This is a genomic window from Stutzerimonas balearica DSM 6083 (assembly GCF_000818015.1).
In the GTDB taxonomy this organism is placed as follows: Bacteria; Pseudomonadota; Gammaproteobacteria; order Pseudomonadales; family Pseudomonadaceae; genus Stutzerimonas; species Stutzerimonas balearica.
Window position 1 is genome coordinate 2,537,946 of sequence record NZ_CP007511.1, and the last position, 16,890, is coordinate 2,554,835.

Here is a 16,890-nt window from a genome sequence, read left to right on the forward strand (position 1 = left end):
AATCTTCCGTGCGCCCGGTGGCACCGACGAGCGCACCTGCGACCACCGAGGCGGCCAGTACCCCGGTGCGTACTGGTTGGGTCGTCCAGGTGGCGCGCGTCAGCAACCGCAATACCGCCGAAGCCCTGCAGGAACGGCTGCGCGCCGAAGGCTATGACGCATTCATTGGGGACGCAGGTGCGATGACGCTGGTCTATGCCGGCCCGCTTGCCGACCGCGATGAGGCCAACCGGTTGCGTGATCGCCTCTCCGCCGAGCAGCGGCTGGACGGCATCGTGGTGCGTATCGGCGACGATTGACGGACCAGACGCACCTGCAACCTGCCGATTCGGCGGGCTGCAGGTGCGTAATGGCAACAGCGGGGCTCAGAGTGCAGCGAGCCCGCGCGCAAGATCCGCCTTGAGATCATCGAGCTCTTCCAGACCGACAGCGACACGCACAAGGCTATCGCTGATACCGGCCTTGGCGCGCTCTTCGGGCGCCAGGCGGCCATGGGTGGTCGAAGCCGGGTGGGTGATGGTGGTCTTGCTGTCGCCCAGGTTGGCGGTGATCGAAATCAGCCGGGTAGCGTCGATGAAGCGCCAGGCGCCCTCCTTGCCGCCGCTGACCTCGAAGCTGAGCACAGCGCCAAAGCCCTTCTGTTGGCGCCGCGCCAGCTCATGCTGCGGGTGGCTGGGCAGCCCAGCGTAGTAGACCCGCTGCACACCTGGCTGCTGCTCCAGCCATTCGGCCAGCGCCTGCGCGGAGGCGCAATGCGCCTGCATGCGCAGCCGCAGCGTCTCCAATCCCTTGAGGAACACCCAGGCATTGAACGGGCTGAGAGTCGGCCCGGCGGTGCGCAGAAAACCGACGACCTCTTTCATCTGCTCGCTTCGCCCAGCGACGACACCACCCAGACAGCGCCCCTGCCCGTCGATGTACTTGGTCGCCGAGTGAATGACGATATCGGCGCCCAGCGCCAGCGGTCGCTGCAGCACCGGCGTGCAGAAGCAGTTGTCCACCGCCAGCAGCGCGCCCCGTTCGTGGCAGAGATCGGCCAGGGCGGCAATATCAACCAGCTCGGCGAGCGGATTGGACGGCGATTCGACGAATACCAGCTTGGTATTGGGCTTGAAGGCGGCTTGCCAAGCGCTGAAATCGGTCAGCGGGACGTAGTCGACCTCTACGCCGAAACGCTTGAAATATTTGTCGAACAGCGAGACGGTGGCGCCAAACACGCTGCGCGATACGAGGATGTGGTCGCCCGCCGAGCACAGACTCATCACCATGGCCAGGATCGCCGACATGCCCGACGCGGTGGCGACGGCCTGCTCGGCTCCCTCAAGCGCCGCCATACGCTCTTCGAAGGTGCGCACTGTCGGGTTGGTGTAACGGGAATAGACATTGCCGGGCAGCTCGCCGGCAAACCGCGCGGCTGCATCGGCCGCGCTGCGGAACACATAGCTGGAGGTCAGAAACAGCGGCTCGCCATGCTCGGCTTCAGGGGTACGGCGCTGACCGGCACGCACCGCCAGCGTATCCTGCCCGACATCCGCCAGGTCGCTGTCCAGGCGCCCGGCTTCCCATTCAATTGTCATGCTCGTTCCTCAGACCCATACGGCGTTCGCGGTTCAGTTGGTGTTGTACAGGTCGATGATGGCGCTGACCGCATTGGTCTTCGCCTTGCTCGCATCGTTTCGCGCCTGTTCGATCTTGTGCAGATAGGCCTCGTCCACGTCGCCCGTCACGTAGTGACCGTCGAAGACGGCGCAATCGAACTGCTCGATCTTGACCTTGCTGCCACCGACCGCATCGATCAGGTCGGGCAGGTCCTGATAGACCAGCCAATCCGCACCGATCAGCTCCGCGACCTCTTCCGTGCTGCGGTTGTGGGCAATCAGCTCATGCGCGCTCGGCATGTCGATGCCGTAAACGTTCGGGTAGCGCACCGCCGGCGCGGCGGAACAGAAGTAGACCTTCTTGGCGCCCGCTTCACGCGCCATCTGGATGATCTGCTTGCAGGTGGTGCCGCGGACGATGGAGTCATCGACCAGCATCACGTTCTTGCCACGGAACTCGAGATCGATGGCGTTGAGCTTCTGGCGCACCGACTTCTTGCGTGCCGCCTGACCCGGCATGATGAAGGTCCGGCCGATGTAGCGGTTCTTGACGAACCCTTCGCGGAATTTCACGCCGAGACGGTTGGCCAGCTCAAGCGCGGCGGTCCGACTGGTATCCGGGATCGGGATGACCACGTCGATGTCGTGCTCGGGACGCTCTCGGAGGATCTTGTCGGCCAGCTTCTCGCCCATGCGCAACCGCGCCTTGTAGACCGAAACACCGTCCATCAGCGAATCCGAACGCGCCAGGTAGACGTATTCGAAGATGCACGGCGTGAGCTTCGGATTCTCGGCGCACTGACGGGTGAACAGCCGGCCGTCATTGGTGATGTACACCGCTTCGCCCGGGGCCAGGTCACGGATCAGCGTGAAGCCCAGCACATCGAGCGAAACGCTTTCCGAGGCGATCATGTACTCGACGCCCTCGTCGGTGTGCCGCTGGCCGAAGACGATCGGCCGGATGGCGTTCGGGTCACGGAAGCCGACAATTCCGTAGCCGGTGATCATGGCGACCACGGCATAGCCGCCCCGGCAGCGCTCGTGCACCTTGCTGACAGCGGCGAAAACGTCTTCTTCGGTGGGCTGCAGCTTGCCGCGCACGGCCAGCTCATGAGCGAAGACGTTGAGCAGTACCTCGGAATCGGAGTTGGTGTTCACATGGCGCAGATCCGACTCGTAGATTTCCTTGGTCAGCTGCTCGACATTGGTCAGATTGCCGTTGTGCGCCAGGGTGATCCCGTAGGGCGAATTCACATAGAAAGGCTGGGCTTCGGCGGAGCTGGAGCTGCCAGCGGTGGGGTAGCGGATATGACCAATCCCCATGTTGCCCACCAACCGTTGCATGTGCCGCTGTTGGAACACATCTCGAACCAGCCCGTTGTCCTTGCGCAGGAACAGGCGCCCATCGTGGCTGGTCACGATGCCGGCGGCATCCTGGCCGCGATGCTGCAGCACGGTAAGCGCGTCATAGAGCGCCTGATTGACGTTCGACTTACCGACGATGCCGACAATGCCACACATGCAAGGAACCTCTCAGTTTCTACAGGAACCGGAGACGACGTCTGCCGCCCTCTCCGTGATAACTCACTCAACCCGGCGGATTGAGCGACCCGGCCAGCCACTGGCCACTCATGCCAAGGATCAGATTCTTAGACCAGTCAGCGACCAGCAGGAAATGCGGCAGCAGAGCGGATTCGCGCCACCATAGATCCTCATGGACAGGCGCCAGGCTCACCAGCCCCGCCACCACGACGATAAGCAGGGCTCCGCGTGCCGCACCAAAGACCATGCCGAGAAATCGGTCGGTACCGGACAGCCCGGTTACGCGAATCAGCTCACCGATGAGAAAGTTGACCAGCGCTCCGACCAGCAATGTCGCCACGAACAGAATGGCGCACGCCGCGATGACCCTTGCTGAGGGCGTTGCGATGAATTCCTCCAGATGATGCGAGAGCGCACCGCCGAACATCCAGGCAACGACACCGGCAACGATCCAGGTCAGAAGCGACAAGGCCTCCTTGACGAAGCCCCGCTTCAAGCTAATCAGGCTGGACACCGCAATGACAGCGATGATGCCCCAGTCAACCCAGGTAAGAGCCACGACGCCTTCGAACAGGAGAGATAAAGGCCGCGGAGTTTAGCAGACACCCTCGGAACGAGTAAGCGTCAGGCGACCTCCTGCAAACCGCTGGCCTCGTTTGAATCAGCCGGCCTCAGGCTTGAAGCGCACCACGAAACCATCGAGCTTTTGCTGGCGATGCAGCTGATCACGCAGCTTGTTGGCCTCGTCGCGTTCGATGAGCGGCCCGACGAACACACGATTCATACCATCCACCGTCCGGACGTAGGCGTTGTAGCCCTGCGCACGCAGACGCGCCTGCAGTGCTTCGGCGCTCTGGCGGTTAGAGAGGCTGGCCAACTGGACAGACCAGCTGACGGGCAGGTTGGCCGCATCCAGCCGCTTCGGCTCTGGCTCAGGCTCTGGCTTCGCCTCGGGCGCAGTCGGTTCGGCGCTTGCCGTTGGTGGGGTAACGGGGCCAGGAGCAGTGATCGCCGGCGCCTCGCCGTTGGAGGATTCGAGAGCGTCGTCCTCGACGATTTCAAAGCCTTCGGGAACAGAGCCAGGCTGCGGTTCGGCAACATCGATCTGTGCAGTGGGGGCTGGCATCGGTGGTGCATCGACCTCGACGGGACGACGTTCGTCCTTGCTGCTGAGCAGCATCGGCAGGAAGATGACGGCCAGTGCGACGAGCACCAGCGCCCCGACCATACGTTGCTTCAGACCTCTGTCCAGCATGGGCATGCCACCTCAGCGTCGATTGAGCCAGTTCAGCGCTTCGGAAACGGTATAAAAGGATCCGAACAGCACGATTTCATCGCCCGGCAGGGCTCGTTCGCACTGCGCCTCAAGCGCCGCACAAACATCGGCATGTTCGCTTACCGCTGCGCCGTGCTCAAGCAGCGCGGTACGCAAATCGGCCACGCTTCTCGAGCGCCCGGTAGGCAGCGGCGCGACCGCCCAATGCGAGATCAGCGGCAGCAGTGGCTCGATGACACCCTCAAGGTCCTTGTCGGCCAGCAGCCCGAAGACGGCCAGCCGACGACCAGTCACGGGGCGTTCTGTCAGCTGCCCAGCCAGGTACTGCGCGGCGTGTGGGTTGTGCCCCACATCCATCAGGAGAGCAAGTTCGCGGCCTCGCCAGCAGAGCGACCGCCGATCGATCCGGCCAAGCAGCCGGGCAGCTGAAAGCGCCTGCCTGATCGAACGCTCCTGCCATGGCAGGCCGAGTAATGCGAAGGCCTGCAGCGCCAGAGCGGCATTTTCCAGAGGCAATGAGGGTTGCGAGAGGCCGTGCAGCTCGAGAGTTCCCCCTTGCGCATCAATACCCCGCCAATCCCAGCCCTGGTCGGTGACGGCCAGGTCGTAATCCCGCCCCCGCAGCGACAACGGCGCGCCAAGCTGTCGTGCGCGCTGCAGCAATGGCAACGGAGGCTGCAGGTCGCCACAAACCACGGGCCTGCCGGTGCGCATGATGCCAGCTTTTTCGGTAGCGACACTGTCCCGGGTAGTGCCGAGCCATTCCGCATGGTCGAGCCCGACGTTTGTGATCACGGCGACATCGGCATCCACCAGGTTGACTGCGTCGAGCCGACCACCCAGCCCCACCTCCAGGACAGCCGCATCCAGCTGCGCGCGCTCGAACAACCAGAATGCTGCGAGCGTGCCCATCTCGAAGTACGTAAGCGACACCTCGCCACGCGCTTGCTCGACAGCCTGGAACGCCTCGCATAGCTGGTCATCGCCGGCTTGCTCGCCAGCGATTCGCACACGCTCGTTATAGCGAAGCAGGTGGGGCGAGCTGTAGACCCCGACCCGCAGGCCCTGCTTCGAGAGCAGAGCCGCCAGGAAGGTACAGGTCGAGCCCTTGCCGTTGGTACCGGTGACCGTGATGACCTTGGGTGCGGGACGGGTAAGCCCCAGCCGATCCGCCACTACCCTGACCCGCTCGAGCCCCATGTCGATCGCGGTCGGGTGCAACTGCTCCAGGTAGCTCAGCCAGTCGGCCAGAGTTCGGCTCATGCGGTTGCGGCAACCGGGGCCGACTCCACCGGGCTAGGCAGACGCTGTAGTTGAGCGAGCAGGCGCGCCAGGCGCGAACGCAGTTCGGCACGCGGAACGATCAGATCGATCGCACCATGATCAAGCAGGAATTCGCTGCGCTGGAATCCTTCCGGTAGCTTCTCGCGCACGGTCTGCTCGATCACGCGAGGGCCAGCAAAACCGATGAGGGCCTTCGGCTCGGCTACAATCACATCGCCCAGCATGGCCAGACTGGCCGACACACCACCATAAACCGGGTCGGTCAGTACCGACACGAACGGCAGGCCTTCTTCACGCATCCGAGCCAGAACTGCCGATGTCTTGGCCATCTGCATCAGCGAGATGAGCGCTTCTTGCATGCGTGCACCGCCGGACGCGGAGAAACACACCAGTGGGCAGCGCAACTCCAAGGCCACATTGGCGGCCTGAACGAAACGCTCGCCCACGATCGCACCCATCGAGCCCCCCATGAAGGAAAACTCGAAGGCACACGCGACAACTGGCAATTTGTGCAGCGTGCCCCGCATGGCAACTAGTGCATCCTTTTCACCGGTCTGCTTCTGAGCCGCCACCAGGCGATCCTTGTACTTCTTGCTATCGCGGAACTTCAGGCGGTCCACCGGCTCGAGATCGGCGCCGATCTCTTCGCGGCCTTCGGCGTCCAGGAAGATGTCGAGACGCGCACGCGCGCCGATACGCATGTGATGTTGGCACTTGGGGCAGACGTCGAGGGTCTTTTCCAGCTCCGGGCGATACAGAACGGCTTCGCAGGAAGGGCACTTGTGCCACAGACCTTCCGGCACCGAGCTCTTGCGGGTCTCGGAGCGCATGATGGAAGGGATCAGCTTGTCTACCAGCCAGTTGCTCATGCTTGTTGTTCTCCAGAACTTCAATTCGGCATGCTGTGATGCCAGGCAGATTCTTTCCAAGGCGGATCGAAGGCTCGATTCACCCCGCTTATGCGACGCGCTCGTGGGCATCGCCAAGGGTCAGCTCGACCCGATAAATACCGTACCGATCTCCGGCAACTCGTAACTGGACGGCTGCGACCGCATCGGCGTCACACCGCGCGCACCCTGGCCACGAAATCACGAACCTTGGCCAGGTCCTTGACGCCTTTACTTTGTTCAACGCCTCCGCTCACGTCGACCGCATAGGGTCGAGTCTGCTCGATTGCCTGGCGCACATTCTCCGGCGTCAAGCCACCGGCCAGGATCAGAGGCAGTGGAAGGTCTTGTGGAATACGCGTCCAGTCGAAACGCTCGCCGGTCCCACCTGGCACGCCCGGGACGTAACTGTCGAGCAGGATCGCACAGCCATTTCCGTAGCGTTCGATCCGCCCGGCAAGATCGTCCTCCTGACCCACACGAAGCGCCTTGAACCAGGGACGGCCGTGCCCCTCGCACTGCTCAGGCGTCTCGTCACCATGAAACTGCAGCACATCGAGCGAGACGGCATCGAGCACCTCGCCAATCTCGCAGCGGCTCGCATTGACGAACAAGCCGACCTTGCTGACAAACGGCGGCAAAACCTCGACGATCTGGCGCGCCTGGGCCACGTTGACGGCCCGAGGGCTGGCGGCATAGAAGACAAGACCGATCGCATCGGCACCAGCCTCAGCCGCCGCCAGCGCATCTTCCACGCGGGTGATGCCACAGATTTTGCTGCGTACGTTCAAAGGGGGTCACCTTGAAATGATCGCCGATGGTAACAAAAGCGGCCCCTACTGCAACCGCACTAGCCGCTCAGCTGGAGGCAATCCGGCAAGCCCGAAAGAAAGTGCGGCCCGAGGTAGCGCTCGGGGACGTCGAACTGCGCTGGGTATTCGACGTGAACCAAATACAGACCGTACGGATGGGCGGTTACCCCACCCTGCTCCCGACGACGCGATTCGAGCACCTGGCGCGCCCAATCGACCGGCTGCTCTCCTGCCCCAATCGTCATCAGAACACCCGCAATATTTCGCACCATGTGATGGAGAAATGCATTGGCGCGGATATCGATGACAATCAACCGTCCGAACTCCAGCAATTCCAGATGATGAACCGTCTTGACCGGCGACTTGGCCTGGCACTGGCTCGCACGAAAGGCACTGAAATCGTGAGTACCGACGAGCATCGCCGCGGCTTCGCGCATTGCCACGATATCGAGTGGGCGGTGATTCCAAGTCACTTCCTGGGCAAGGTGCGCCGGACGTATAGGGTCGTTGTAGATGACATAACGGTAACGGCGCGATACCGCACTGAAACGTGCATCGAACCCCATCGGCATCTGCTGCGCCCAGGTGACGCTGATATCGGCGGGCAGGTTGGCGTTTGCCCCCATCACCCAGGCGTGCGGGCTGCGCTGCACCGTGGTATCGAAATGGACGACCTGACCGCTCGCATGCACCAGCGCATCGGTCCTGCCGGCGCAAGTGAGGCTGACCGGCTGCCCGCCCGCCACGCGCGAAAGCGCGCGCTCAAGGGTTTCCTGGATAGAAGGCACACCATCCACCTGGCGCTGGTAGCCACGGTATCGGGCGCCCTTGTACTCGACGCCCAGTGCAATCCTGGAAACGGCAACGGCAGCCATATCGGCTGCCGTTTCTGTGCTGACTGCGTGGTTCATCGTCAAGCTAGCTTGGCGAGCATTTCACGCGCCTCCTGCTGTTGGGCACTGTTACCCTCCGCCAGTACTTCATCGAGAATATCGCGAGCCCCCTCGGCATCACCCATGTCGATATAGGCGCGCGCCAGATCCAGCTTGGTTGTTGCCTCATCGGTGTCAGCGAAGAAGTCGAAGTCTTCTTCGTCCGAAGCGGCAGCTATCGGCTCTTCGGCCGCTGCTGGAGACTCATGTTTCTGTTCTTCGACAGGAGATAGCATCTCTTCGTCACCCGCTTCGGCGGCACTCGAGGCGCCAGCCACCTCGTCCCCGTCGAACGAGAGTTCATCGAGGGAAAGATCGAAGGCATCGGACAAAGGCTCTGGCGCTTTCTCTTCTTCGACCAGGCCGAAGTCGAAATCCTCTGTCTCCGATTCCGAGCTCAGCGTGAGGTCATCCAACGTCACAGGTTCGCTCACCTCTCCCAGATCACTGGCCGGTCGCTGGGTGTCATCCAGATCGAAAGAGAAGTCACCAAGCTCTTCGTCGAGGCTGGACGACGCCGCGCTTTCTTCCGGCAGCTCCAAGGAGAAGGCATCGAGCTCCTGCTCATCTGTACGACTGGAAGCGTCGGCCGAAGCACTCTCTTCAAGGAAGAGGTCGGAGCTGGTATCCAATTCTGCGGCACCAGCGCCCTGGGCACTGAGCTCAGCATCCAGATCATCAAGACTGAGATCGAAAGCGTCATCCAGGTCCTGTCCGGGTGCAGCGGGCAGGTCATCCAGCTGCAGCTCATCCAGATCGAGGCTGTCCAGCTCAGTCTGCGAAGCCGCCGCGCCAGCGACCACCGCGCCGACCGCCATGGCCGGGTACTTGAACTTGAGCTGTTCCACCTGAGCGCTGCTGCCGACGGCGTCGATGTCCCGCAACTCTGCCTCTTGCCGAGCGAAACCATCACGGTCGCCAAGTTCGGCGTAGACCTCCATCAGCTTCAGCCGAAGGTCGGTTCGCTGGGGCTCGTCATTGAGTGCTGCCTGCAACAACTCAGCAGCCTGGTTGAAGCGCCCATAGGCGATGTAAATATCCGCTTCGGCAAGAGGGTCGGCAGTGGCCGGCGAAACGGGTTCGACGCTTTCCTGCGCAGCATCGGCGTCCGCAATCGGCGCGCCGAGATCGACGGGCTCGGCCGGATAATTGCCAGGCAGCCCGAGGTCATCCTCGCGCTGGCTCGCTAGCAGGCTCTCCTGCAGCTCCGCTTCTTTCATCGCGTTGCGACGCGACAAAGCCATCAGGCCGACCAGCAGGAGCAACAACGCACTTCCGCCCAACACGCCGAGCAGAATCGGGTTGTCCGTGTATTGATCCAGCAACCCCGGCTCCTCGGGCGCCTGCGCCGGAACCGCTGCGGCTGGCTTGGGCGCCTTGGCTGGCTGGGCAGGTTTGGCTGGGGCCGGCTGCTGGCCTGCAGATTGCTCGATCTTAGCTTCCGAGGGTTTGTCGGTACTTGCCGGGGTGGACTGCGAACTCTCCGGCGCACTTGTCGGCGCAACCGTGGGCTGTGACGCTTCGGCCGCCTGGCCATCGGTCGCCAGTTGAGCTTGCAGCTTGGCCAACTGGTCGTCCTTGAGCTGCATGAGCTTCTGCAGCTTGTCCAGCTGGCCTTGCAGATCGCTGAGACGATCATTGAGCTCTGCGTTCTCGCGCCGGCTGGAATCGAGGTTTTCCTGCGTCACCGCCAGCTTGTCACGGAGCGCCGCTGCATCGCTTGCCGCACCGCTATCGGAGCCGGAAGTCGCCTTGCCCGCTTCGCCAGCGACCAGACGCAGGCTGTCGCGGCTCTCGCTTCTCGCCGGCGCGTCACCTGCGCCAGTCCGCCGCGTGGCGTCGAGTTGACGAGCCGAAGCGCCCCCTGCTCTGCCTTGGCGCCAGACAGCATTTTGTCTGGCGACCTCGGCAATTGCATCGCTTTGACTGCGCTGGGCGATCTGCTCGGCGGTCGGCAAGCGCAGCACCTGACCACTTTTCATCCGGTTGATGTTGCCGTCGATAAAGGCGCCCGGATTGAGCTCCTGGATCGCCAGCATCGTTTGGTGAACCGTTCCGCCACGCCGGGCCCGCTCAGCTACCTGCCAAAGGGTGTCATCAGCCGTGGTGCGATACTCCTCGCCAGACTGCCCAACCGCGGGAGCCGAGGTGGTGCCAGCGGAAGCAGCAGGCCGTGGCGCCGGGACACGAGCAGGCTGCGGCGCCGCAATCGGCAACTGCGGGGCAACGGCCGCCACGGTTTCCGGTGAATAGAGCGGTGGATCCAGAAGCAGTGTGTATTCGCGCAGCAGCCGGCCGCTGGGCCAGACCACCTCGACGAGGAAATTCAGATAGGGTTCACGGACCGGCTTATTGGAGGAAACCTGAATCACGCTCTTGCCATCTGGGCGCATTACCGGCGTGAACTTCAGATCAGTGAGAAAGTACTGTCGATCGATTCCGGCACGATTGAATTCTTCCACCGAAGCCAGGCCCGGAATCACCTCACCAGGGCCAAGGTTCTTCGCGTCCAGCAGTTCGATTTCTGCCACCAACGGTTGATTCAGCGACGACTGCAGCGTGACTTCGCCTAGCCCCACGGCGTGGGCCATTTCGGTGGTCAGCGCAGTAGCCGCTGCGATTGCCAGCACCAGATTTCGAACCCGAACCATTATCTACTTCCCTTGTTTATCCTTTTTCTCGAACTTCGAGAAGGGTCTCAAAGCCACTGCCCGCGCCGCATTGGCGCCCCCAACCAGTGATAAGCCGCTCCAGCAATTCGAGCTAGAACAGTTCTTCGAATTTCGGGCAAGTATCTTTTACGGATAGTCTTTTATCAACAACTCGCCAGACAGCACGGCATTGAGCGCCGCGCCTTTTCGCACGTTATCAGACACAATCCACAAATTGACTTCGCTGGCGTCGCGCAGGCCTGAACGCAGCCTGCCCACGTACACCAGGTCCTGCCCAAGCGCGTCACCAACGGCGGTCGGGTAGTCTGGCGAATCGACCAGTTCAAGCCCTTCAACCATATCCAGCGCTGCATAAGCGCCGACAATATCGAGCGGCGCGTCGAACAGCGCGCAAACGCTGAGACTTTCACCGAAGAAAACGGGTGCCTGCACGAAGGTGGAAGAGACCTGAAGTTGTGGCAAGCCAAGCAAGTCCGTTAACTCCTCGGCAAAGGCACGTTCGGCGGCGCCATGACCTAGCTGGTCCGGCTCGTCGGTCTGCGCCAGCAGGTTGAAGGCGACCTGACGATCGAACAAGCGCGGCTCCAAGGGCCGCGCGTTGAGCAACTCAGCCGTCTGACGAGCCAACTCCTTGACCCCGGAGCGACCACGCACTGAAACCGGTCTGCAGACGGTGACAACCAAGCGCTTCAGTGTCTGCAGTCGCGCCAGCGGTGCCAGAACCGTGACCAGCGCAACCGACGTAGGCATCGGGCAACGCAGCCGCCGTGGCGGGCAGCGCTCGGCGAGGGTTGCGTCATTGATGCCGGGCAAGAGGCAGGACGTGGCCTGCTGCCCCAGCGCGCCGACCATATCGACTACGTCGCAGCTGGCGGCCAGTAGCGCCTCGCGAGCAGCCGGACCAAGCCCCGCACCGGCGATGAACGCGAGAGCCACTCGCGAGAAGTCGAAGGACGCTGCAGCACGGATACGCAGATTTCGCGCCCCAAACGGAAGCGACTGACCTATCGAGTCGTCATCGGCCAGCAAATGCAACTCGCCGACCGGAAATGCCCGCTCCTGCATGAGCTCCAGCAGCGCTTCGCCTTCCAGCTCAGCCGCTCCCACGATGGCGACATCGATCACGCTTGCGCTCCTTCCCGAAAAAACGTTCGGCACTTTAACTGAATGACCGGACCTCGTGGCAGCCTCTCGCGCGGTAAGCGACAAAGGGGCGCGCCACTGCAGCCAAGCCTTTCTCCACGCACCGCCACCGAACAAACGAAAGGCCCGGGACGACGAACGCCGCCCCGGGCCTTGGCTGATCAAGCGCAGGCATGGCCCGCGCAGAACTCAGCGCTCGAGCAGGATGCGCAACATGCGACGCAACGGCTCGGCGGCGCCCCACAGCAACTGATCGCCGACCGTGAAGGCCCCTAGGTAATGCGAGCCCATGTTCAGTTTGCGCAGGCGCCCCACCGGCACCGTCAGCGTACCGGTCACGGCCGCCGGGCTGAGCTCACGCATGCTCGCGTCTCGATGGTTAGGCACCAGCTTCACCCAGGGGTTGTGCTGGCTGATCAGCCCTTCGATGTCCGAAATCGGTACATCCTTGTTCAGCTTGATGGTCAGCGCCTGGCTGTGACAACGCATGGCACCGACCCGAACACAGATGCCGTCAACCGGGATCGGACTCTTGAAGCGACCAAGGATCTTGTTCGTTTCAGCCTGCGCCTTCCACTCCTCACGGCTCTGACCATTGGGCAGCTCCTTGTCGATATAAGGAATGAGGCTACCGGCCAGCGGCACACCGAAATTATCGACCGGAAAGGCTTCGCTGCGCTGGGTTTCAGCCACCTGGCGATCGATATCCAGGATGGCGCTCGCCGGATTCGCCAGCTCCTCGGCCACCGAGGCATTGATCACTCCCATCTGGCGAATCAGCTCGCGCATGTTTTGCGCACCGGCACCGGAGGCCGCCTGGTAGGTCATGGCACTCATCCACTCGACCAGACCGGCTTCGAAAAGGCCGCCCAAGCCCATCAGCATCAGGCTGACGGTGCAGTTGCCACCGATGTAGTTCCTGGTCCCTGCGTCGAGCTGCTGGTCGATGACCTTGCGGTTGACCGGGTCGAGCACGATCACCGCATCGTCCTGCATGCGCAGCGCCGAGGCCGCATCGATCCAGTAGCCCTGCCAGCCTGCCTCGCGCAGCTTGGGGAACACTTCGTTGGTGTAGTCGCCGCCCTGGCAGGTGAGGATCACGTCGAGCGTTTTCAGCTCGTCGATGCTGTAAGCATCCTTCAGCGGAGCGGTTTCCTTGCCAATGCTGGGCCCCTGCCCGCCGACATTGGACGTGGTGAAGAACACCGGCTCGATCAGGTCGAAGTCACGCTCTTCCAGCATTCGCTGCATGAGCACGGAACCGACCATGCCGCGCCAACCGATCAGACCTACACGTTTCATCACTGACTACACCTATAAATAGAGTGGCCCGCCACGAGGACGGGCCAGAAAGATTACAACTTCGCGAGCGCCGCGACCACCGCATCACCCATGCCCTGGGTACCGACCTTGGTACAGCCTTCGGACCAGATGTCGCCGGTGCGCAGCCCCTGATCCAGCACATCGCTGACGGCCCGCTCGATGGCGTCGGCCGCAGCAACCTGGCCAAAGCTATAGCGCAGCATCATCGACACGGAGAGGATGGTCGCCAGCGGATTGGCGATGCCCTGGCCGGCGATATCAGGCGCCGAGCCGTGGCAAGGCTCGTACATGCCCTTGTTGTTGGCGTCCAGCGAAGCGGACGGCAGCATGCCGATCGACCCGGTGAGCATGGAAGCCTCGTCCGAGAGGATGTCACCGAACATGTTATCGGTGACCATCACATCGAACTGCTTAGGCGCGCGGACCAGCTGCATGGCGGCATTGTCCACGTACATGTGCGACAGCTCGACCTCCGGGTAGTCCTTGGCCACTTCCTCGACCACCGCGCGCCACAGCTGGCTGGAGGCCAGCACGTTGGCCTTGTCTACCGAGCAGAGCTTCCTGTTACGCACCATGGCCATATCGAAACCGACCTTGGCGATGCGACGGATCTCGCTCTCGCTGTACGGCAGGGTGTCGTAGGCCATGCGCTCACCATTGTCGAGCACCTTGCTTTCGCGCGGCTTGCCGAAATAGATGCCGCCAGTCAGCTCGCGCACGATCAGGATATCCAGCCCGGCGACGATCTCGGGCTTGAGCGAAGAGGCGTCGGCCAACTGCGGATAGAGCAGTGCCGGGCGCAGATTACCGAACAGGCCGAGCTCGGAGCGAATCTTCAGCAGCCCGCGCTCGGGACGGATCGCAGGATCGATCTTGTCCCACTTAGGCCCACCCACGGCGCCCAGCAGGATGGCGTCGGCCTCACGGGCACGCACCAGGGTCTCGTCGGCCAGCGGCACGCCGTACTTGTCGACAGCCGCACCGCCCAGCTCGTCGTAGCTCAGCTCGAAGCCAAGGTCGTACTTCTCATTGGCCAGCTCCAGAACCTTGACCGCTTCGGCCACGATTTCCGGGCCGATGCCGTCACCCGGGAGAACCAGAATCTGCTTGCTCATCACATTCCTCTATCTTTCGTAGGGTGGATAACGGCCCTCGGCCCTAACCACCGGAATCCTCTGATGGAAAACACTGCGCAGCTTTCCATCCTGCCGACACGCTCGCTTACTTGATCGCGCCGAACAGCCAGGGGCTGCTGTGCTGATGCCGGCTTTCGAACGCCTTGATCGCGTCCGCGTCCTGCAGCGTCAGGCCGATGTCATCCAGGCCGTTGAGCAGGCAGTGTTTGCGGAACGCATCGATCTCGAAGCGATACTGCACGCCATCGGGGCGCGTCACGGTCTGCGCCGCGAGATCAACGGTCAGCTGGTAACCCTCGGCGGCCTCGGCCTGCTCGAACAGCGCGTCGACCTCCTCTTCCTTCAGCACGATCGGCAACAGGCCGTTCTTGAAGCTGTTGTTGAAGAAGATGTCGGCGAAGCTCGGGGCGATGATCGCGCGAAAGCCATACTCGTCCAGCGCCCAGGGCGCATGCTCGCGGGAGGAACCGCAGCCGAAGTTCTCGCGCGCCAGCAGCACACTGGCACCCTGGTAGCGTGGCTGATTGAGCACGAAGTCCTTGTTCAGCGGGCGCTGCGAGCAGTCCTGGCCGGGCATGCCCTCGTCCAGGTAGCGCCACTCATCGAACAGGTTCGGGCCGAAGCCGGTGCGCTTGATGGACTTCAGAAACTGCTTGGGGATGATCTGGTCGGTGTCGACGTTGGCGCGATCGAGCGGGCAGACCAGGCCGGTGTGTTGGGTAAAGGCTTTCATGTCTCGTCTCCTCAGGCCTGGATCAGCTCGCGTACATCGATGAAGTGGCCGGTCACCGCGGCAGCCGCGGCCATCGCCGGGCTGACCAGATGAGTCCGCCCGCCAGCGCCCTGGCGGCCTTCAAAATTGCGGTTGGACGTGGACGCGCAGTGCTCGCCGTTACCCAGCTTGTCCGGGTTCATCGCCAGGCACATGGAGCAACCCGGCTCGCGCCATTCGAAGCCAGCCTCGATGAAGATGCGGTCCAGCCCTTCCTGCTCGGCCTGCTGCTTGACCAGGCCAGAGCCCGGTACCACCAGCGCCTGCTTGACGTTGGCCGCGACCTTGCGGCCCTTGGCGACTTCGGCGGCGGCACGCAGATCCTCGATACGCGAGTTGGTGCACGAGCCGATGAACACGCGATCCAGCTTGATCTCGGTGATCGGCTGGTTGGCCTGCAGCCCCATGTACTTGAGCGCGCGCTCGATCGAGCCACGCTTGACCGGATCGACTTCGGCGGCCGGGTCCGGCACGCGCTGGTCGACGGCCAGAACCATTTCCGGCGAGGTTCCCCAGGAAACCTGCGGCTTGATCTCTTCGGCCTTCAACTCGACCACCGCGTCGAACTGCGCATCGGCATCGGAAACCAGATCGCGCCACTGCGCCACGGCCTGCTCCCACTGCGCACCCTTAGGCGCGTAGGGGCGCCCCTCGACGTAGGCGATGGTCTTCTCGTCGACCGCCACCATGCCGACCCGCGCACCGGCCTCGATCGACATGTTGCAGATCGTCATGCGGCCTTCCATGGACAGCTCGCGGATGGCACTGCCGGCGAATTCCATCGCGTAGCCGGTGCCGCCGGCGGTGCCGATCTTGCCGATCACCGCCAGCACGATGTCCTTGGCGGTCACGCCGAACGGCAGTTGGCCTTCGACACGCACCTGCATGTTCTTCATCTTCTTGGCGATCAGGCACTGGGTGGCCAGCACGTGCTCGACCTCCGAGGTGCCGATGCCGTGAGCCAGTGCACCAAAGGCGCCGTGGGTCGAGGTGTGCGAGTCGCCGCAGACCACCGTCATGCCCGGCAGGGTTGCGCCCTGCTCCGGGCCAATCACGTGGACGATGCCCTGACGAACATCGTTCATCTTGAATTCGAGGATGCCGAAGTCGTCGCAGTTCTCATCCAGCGTCTGCACCTGGATGCGCGAGGTTTCGTCGGCAATGGCATCGACGCCCGCCTTGCGGTCCGGCGTGGTCGGCACGTTATGGTCGACGGTGGCGATGTTGGCGTCGATGCGCCAGGGCTTGCGCTCGGCCAGGCGCAGGCCTTCGAACGCCTGCGGCGAAGTCACTTCGTGCAGGATGTGGCGGTCGATGTAGATCAACGACGAACCATCATCGCGGCGCTTGACCTCATGCATTTCCCAGAGCTTGTCGTACAGCGTCTTGCCGGCCATCGGACTTTCCTCATCTAGGTGCTACGCGGGGCTGATGCCCTTGCTTTATGTGGGCAAATGCTAGGGGCTTGCACTCAATTACTCAAATTCATATTTTTCATCCAATGGATTCCATT

15 protein-coding genes are annotated in these 16,890 nt (G+C 62.7%); 1 reads left to right on the top strand and 14 read right to left on the bottom strand.

The window, feature by feature from the left end:
• The first annotated feature begins 65 nt into the window (after positions 1-65).
• Positions 66-299: an SPOR domain-containing protein gene (locus CL52_RS21730; protein WP_376746296.1), complete on the top strand. Its 234-nt coding sequence runs from the start codon at positions 66-68 to the stop codon at positions 297-299.
• 66 nt (positions 300-365) lie between these two features.
• Here CL52_RS21730 and CL52_RS11435 read toward each other — a convergent pair whose 3' ends face one another.
• The 14 genes from CL52_RS11435 to leuC all read right to left on the bottom strand — a co-directional run bounded on the left by CL52_RS11435 (position 366) and on the right by leuC (position 16,774).
• Positions 366-1,577: an O-succinylhomoserine sulfhydrylase gene (locus CL52_RS11435; RefSeq protein ID WP_043220698.1), complete on the bottom strand. Its 1,212-nt coding sequence runs from the start codon at positions 1,575-1,577 to the stop codon at positions 366-368.
• Positions 1,578-1,610: 33 nt separating this feature from the next.
• Positions 1,611-3,119, bottom strand: a complete 1,509-nt coding sequence (gene purF / locus CL52_RS11440; protein WP_041104905.1) for an amidophosphoribosyltransferase — start codon at positions 3,117-3,119, stop codon at positions 1,611-1,613.
• Between the two features lie 67 nt (positions 3,120-3,186).
• Complete coding sequence (locus tag CL52_RS11445; protein WP_041104904.1) at positions 3,187-3,699, bottom strand: CvpA family protein; 513 nt, start codon at positions 3,697-3,699, stop codon at positions 3,187-3,189.
• A gap of 102 nt (positions 3,700-3,801) precedes the next feature.
• The gene (locus CL52_RS11450; protein ID WP_043220699.1) at positions 3,802-4,401 is read right to left on the bottom strand and encodes an SPOR domain-containing protein; all 600 of its coding nucleotides are present in this window, start codon (positions 4,399-4,401) and stop codon (positions 3,802-3,804) included.
• Between the two features lie 6 nt (positions 4,402-4,407).
• Complete coding sequence (gene folC, locus CL52_RS11455) at positions 4,408-5,679, bottom strand: bifunctional tetrahydrofolate synthase/dihydrofolate synthase (RefSeq protein WP_043220701.1); 1,272 nt, start codon at positions 5,677-5,679, stop codon at positions 4,408-4,410.
• The gene (gene accD / locus CL52_RS11460; protein ID WP_041104899.1) at positions 5,676-6,569 is read right to left on the bottom strand and encodes an acetyl-CoA carboxylase, carboxyltransferase subunit beta; all 894 of its coding nucleotides are present in this window, start codon (positions 6,567-6,569) and stop codon (positions 5,676-5,678) included. The genes folC and accD overlap by 4 nt, the downstream gene beginning before the upstream one ends.
• Before the next feature lie 191 nt (positions 6,570-6,760).
• Positions 6,761-7,378 (bottom strand): phosphoribosylanthranilate isomerase, encoded by a 618-nt coding sequence (locus tag CL52_RS11465; RefSeq protein ID WP_043220702.1) that lies wholly within the window; start codon positions 7,376-7,378, stop codon positions 6,761-6,763.
• Between the two features lie 59 nt (positions 7,379-7,437).
• Positions 7,438-8,310: a tRNA pseudouridine(38-40) synthase TruA gene (gene truA / locus CL52_RS11470; protein ID WP_043220703.1), complete on the bottom strand. Its 873-nt coding sequence runs from the start codon at positions 8,308-8,310 to the stop codon at positions 7,438-7,440.
• 2 nt (positions 8,311-8,312) lie between these two features.
• A complete protein-coding gene (locus CL52_RS11475) occupies positions 8,313-10,982 on the bottom strand; it encodes a motility hub landmark protein FimV (RefSeq protein WP_043220707.1) in 2,670 nt (889 codons plus the stop codon).
• A 147-nt stretch (positions 10,983-11,129) separates the two neighbouring features.
• Positions 11,130-12,128 carry an aspartate-semialdehyde dehydrogenase gene (locus tag CL52_RS11480; RefSeq protein ID WP_043220708.1) on the bottom strand — a complete coding sequence of 333 codons (999 nt, stop codon included), beginning with the start codon at positions 12,126-12,128 and terminating at the stop codon, positions 11,130-11,132.
• Between the two features lie 207 nt (positions 12,129-12,335).
• Positions 12,336-13,448, bottom strand: a complete 1,113-nt coding sequence (asd, locus tag CL52_RS11485) for an aspartate-semialdehyde dehydrogenase (protein ID WP_041104889.1) — start codon at positions 13,446-13,448, stop codon at positions 12,336-12,338.
• A 53-nt stretch (positions 13,449-13,501) separates the two neighbouring features.
• Positions 13,502-14,584 (bottom strand): 3-isopropylmalate dehydrogenase, encoded by a 1,083-nt coding sequence (gene leuB, locus CL52_RS11490; protein WP_043220712.1) that lies wholly within the window; start codon positions 14,582-14,584, stop codon positions 13,502-13,504.
• Between the two features lie 106 nt (positions 14,585-14,690).
• Positions 14,691-15,338 (bottom strand): 3-isopropylmalate dehydratase small subunit, encoded by a 648-nt coding sequence (gene leuD / locus CL52_RS11495; protein WP_043220715.1) that lies wholly within the window; start codon positions 15,336-15,338, stop codon positions 14,691-14,693.
• 11 nt (positions 15,339-15,349) lie between these two features.
• The gene (gene leuC / locus CL52_RS11500; protein WP_041104884.1) at positions 15,350-16,774 is read right to left on the bottom strand and encodes a 3-isopropylmalate dehydratase large subunit; all 1,425 of its coding nucleotides are present in this window, start codon (positions 16,772-16,774) and stop codon (positions 15,350-15,352) included.
• Positions 16,775-16,890: the final 116 nt, after the last annotated feature.

Coding starts and splice junctions, on each gene's coding strand:
- CL52_RS11435 (WP_043220698.1), bottom strand. CDS start 1,577: ATGACAATTGAATGGGAAGCCGGGCGCCTGGACAGCGACCTGGCGGAT.
- purF (WP_041104905.1), bottom strand. CDS start 3,119: ATGTGTGGCATTGTCGGCATCGTCGGTAAGTCGAACGTCAATCAGGCG.
- CL52_RS11450 (WP_043220699.1), bottom strand. CDS start 4,401: ATGCCCATGCTGGACAGAGGTCTGAAGCAACGTATGGTCGGGGCGCTG.
- folC (WP_043220701.1), bottom strand. CDS start 5,679: ATGAGCCGAACTCTGGCCGACTGGCTGAGCTACCTGGAGCAGTTGCAC.
- accD (WP_041104899.1), bottom strand. CDS start 6,569: ATGAGCAACTGGCTGGTAGACAAGCTGATCCCTTCCATCATGCGCTCC.
- truA (WP_043220703.1), bottom strand. CDS start 8,310: ATGAACCACGCAGTCAGCACAGAAACGGCAGCCGATATGGCTGCCGTT.
- CL52_RS11475 (WP_043220707.1), bottom strand. CDS start 10,982: ATGGTTCGGGTTCGAAATCTGGTGCTGGCAATCGCAGCGGCTACTGCG.
- asd (WP_041104889.1), bottom strand. CDS start 13,448: ATGAAACGTGTAGGTCTGATCGGTTGGCGCGGCATGGTCGGTTCCGTG.
- leuB (WP_043220712.1), bottom strand. CDS start 14,584: ATGAGCAAGCAGATTCTGGTTCTCCCGGGTGACGGCATCGGCCCGGAA.
- leuD (WP_043220715.1), bottom strand. CDS start 15,338: ATGAAAGCCTTTACCCAACACACCGGCCTGGTCTGCCCGCTCGATCGC.
- leuC (WP_041104884.1), bottom strand. CDS start 16,774: ATGGCCGGCAAGACGCTGTACGACAAGCTCTGGGAAATGCATGAGGTC.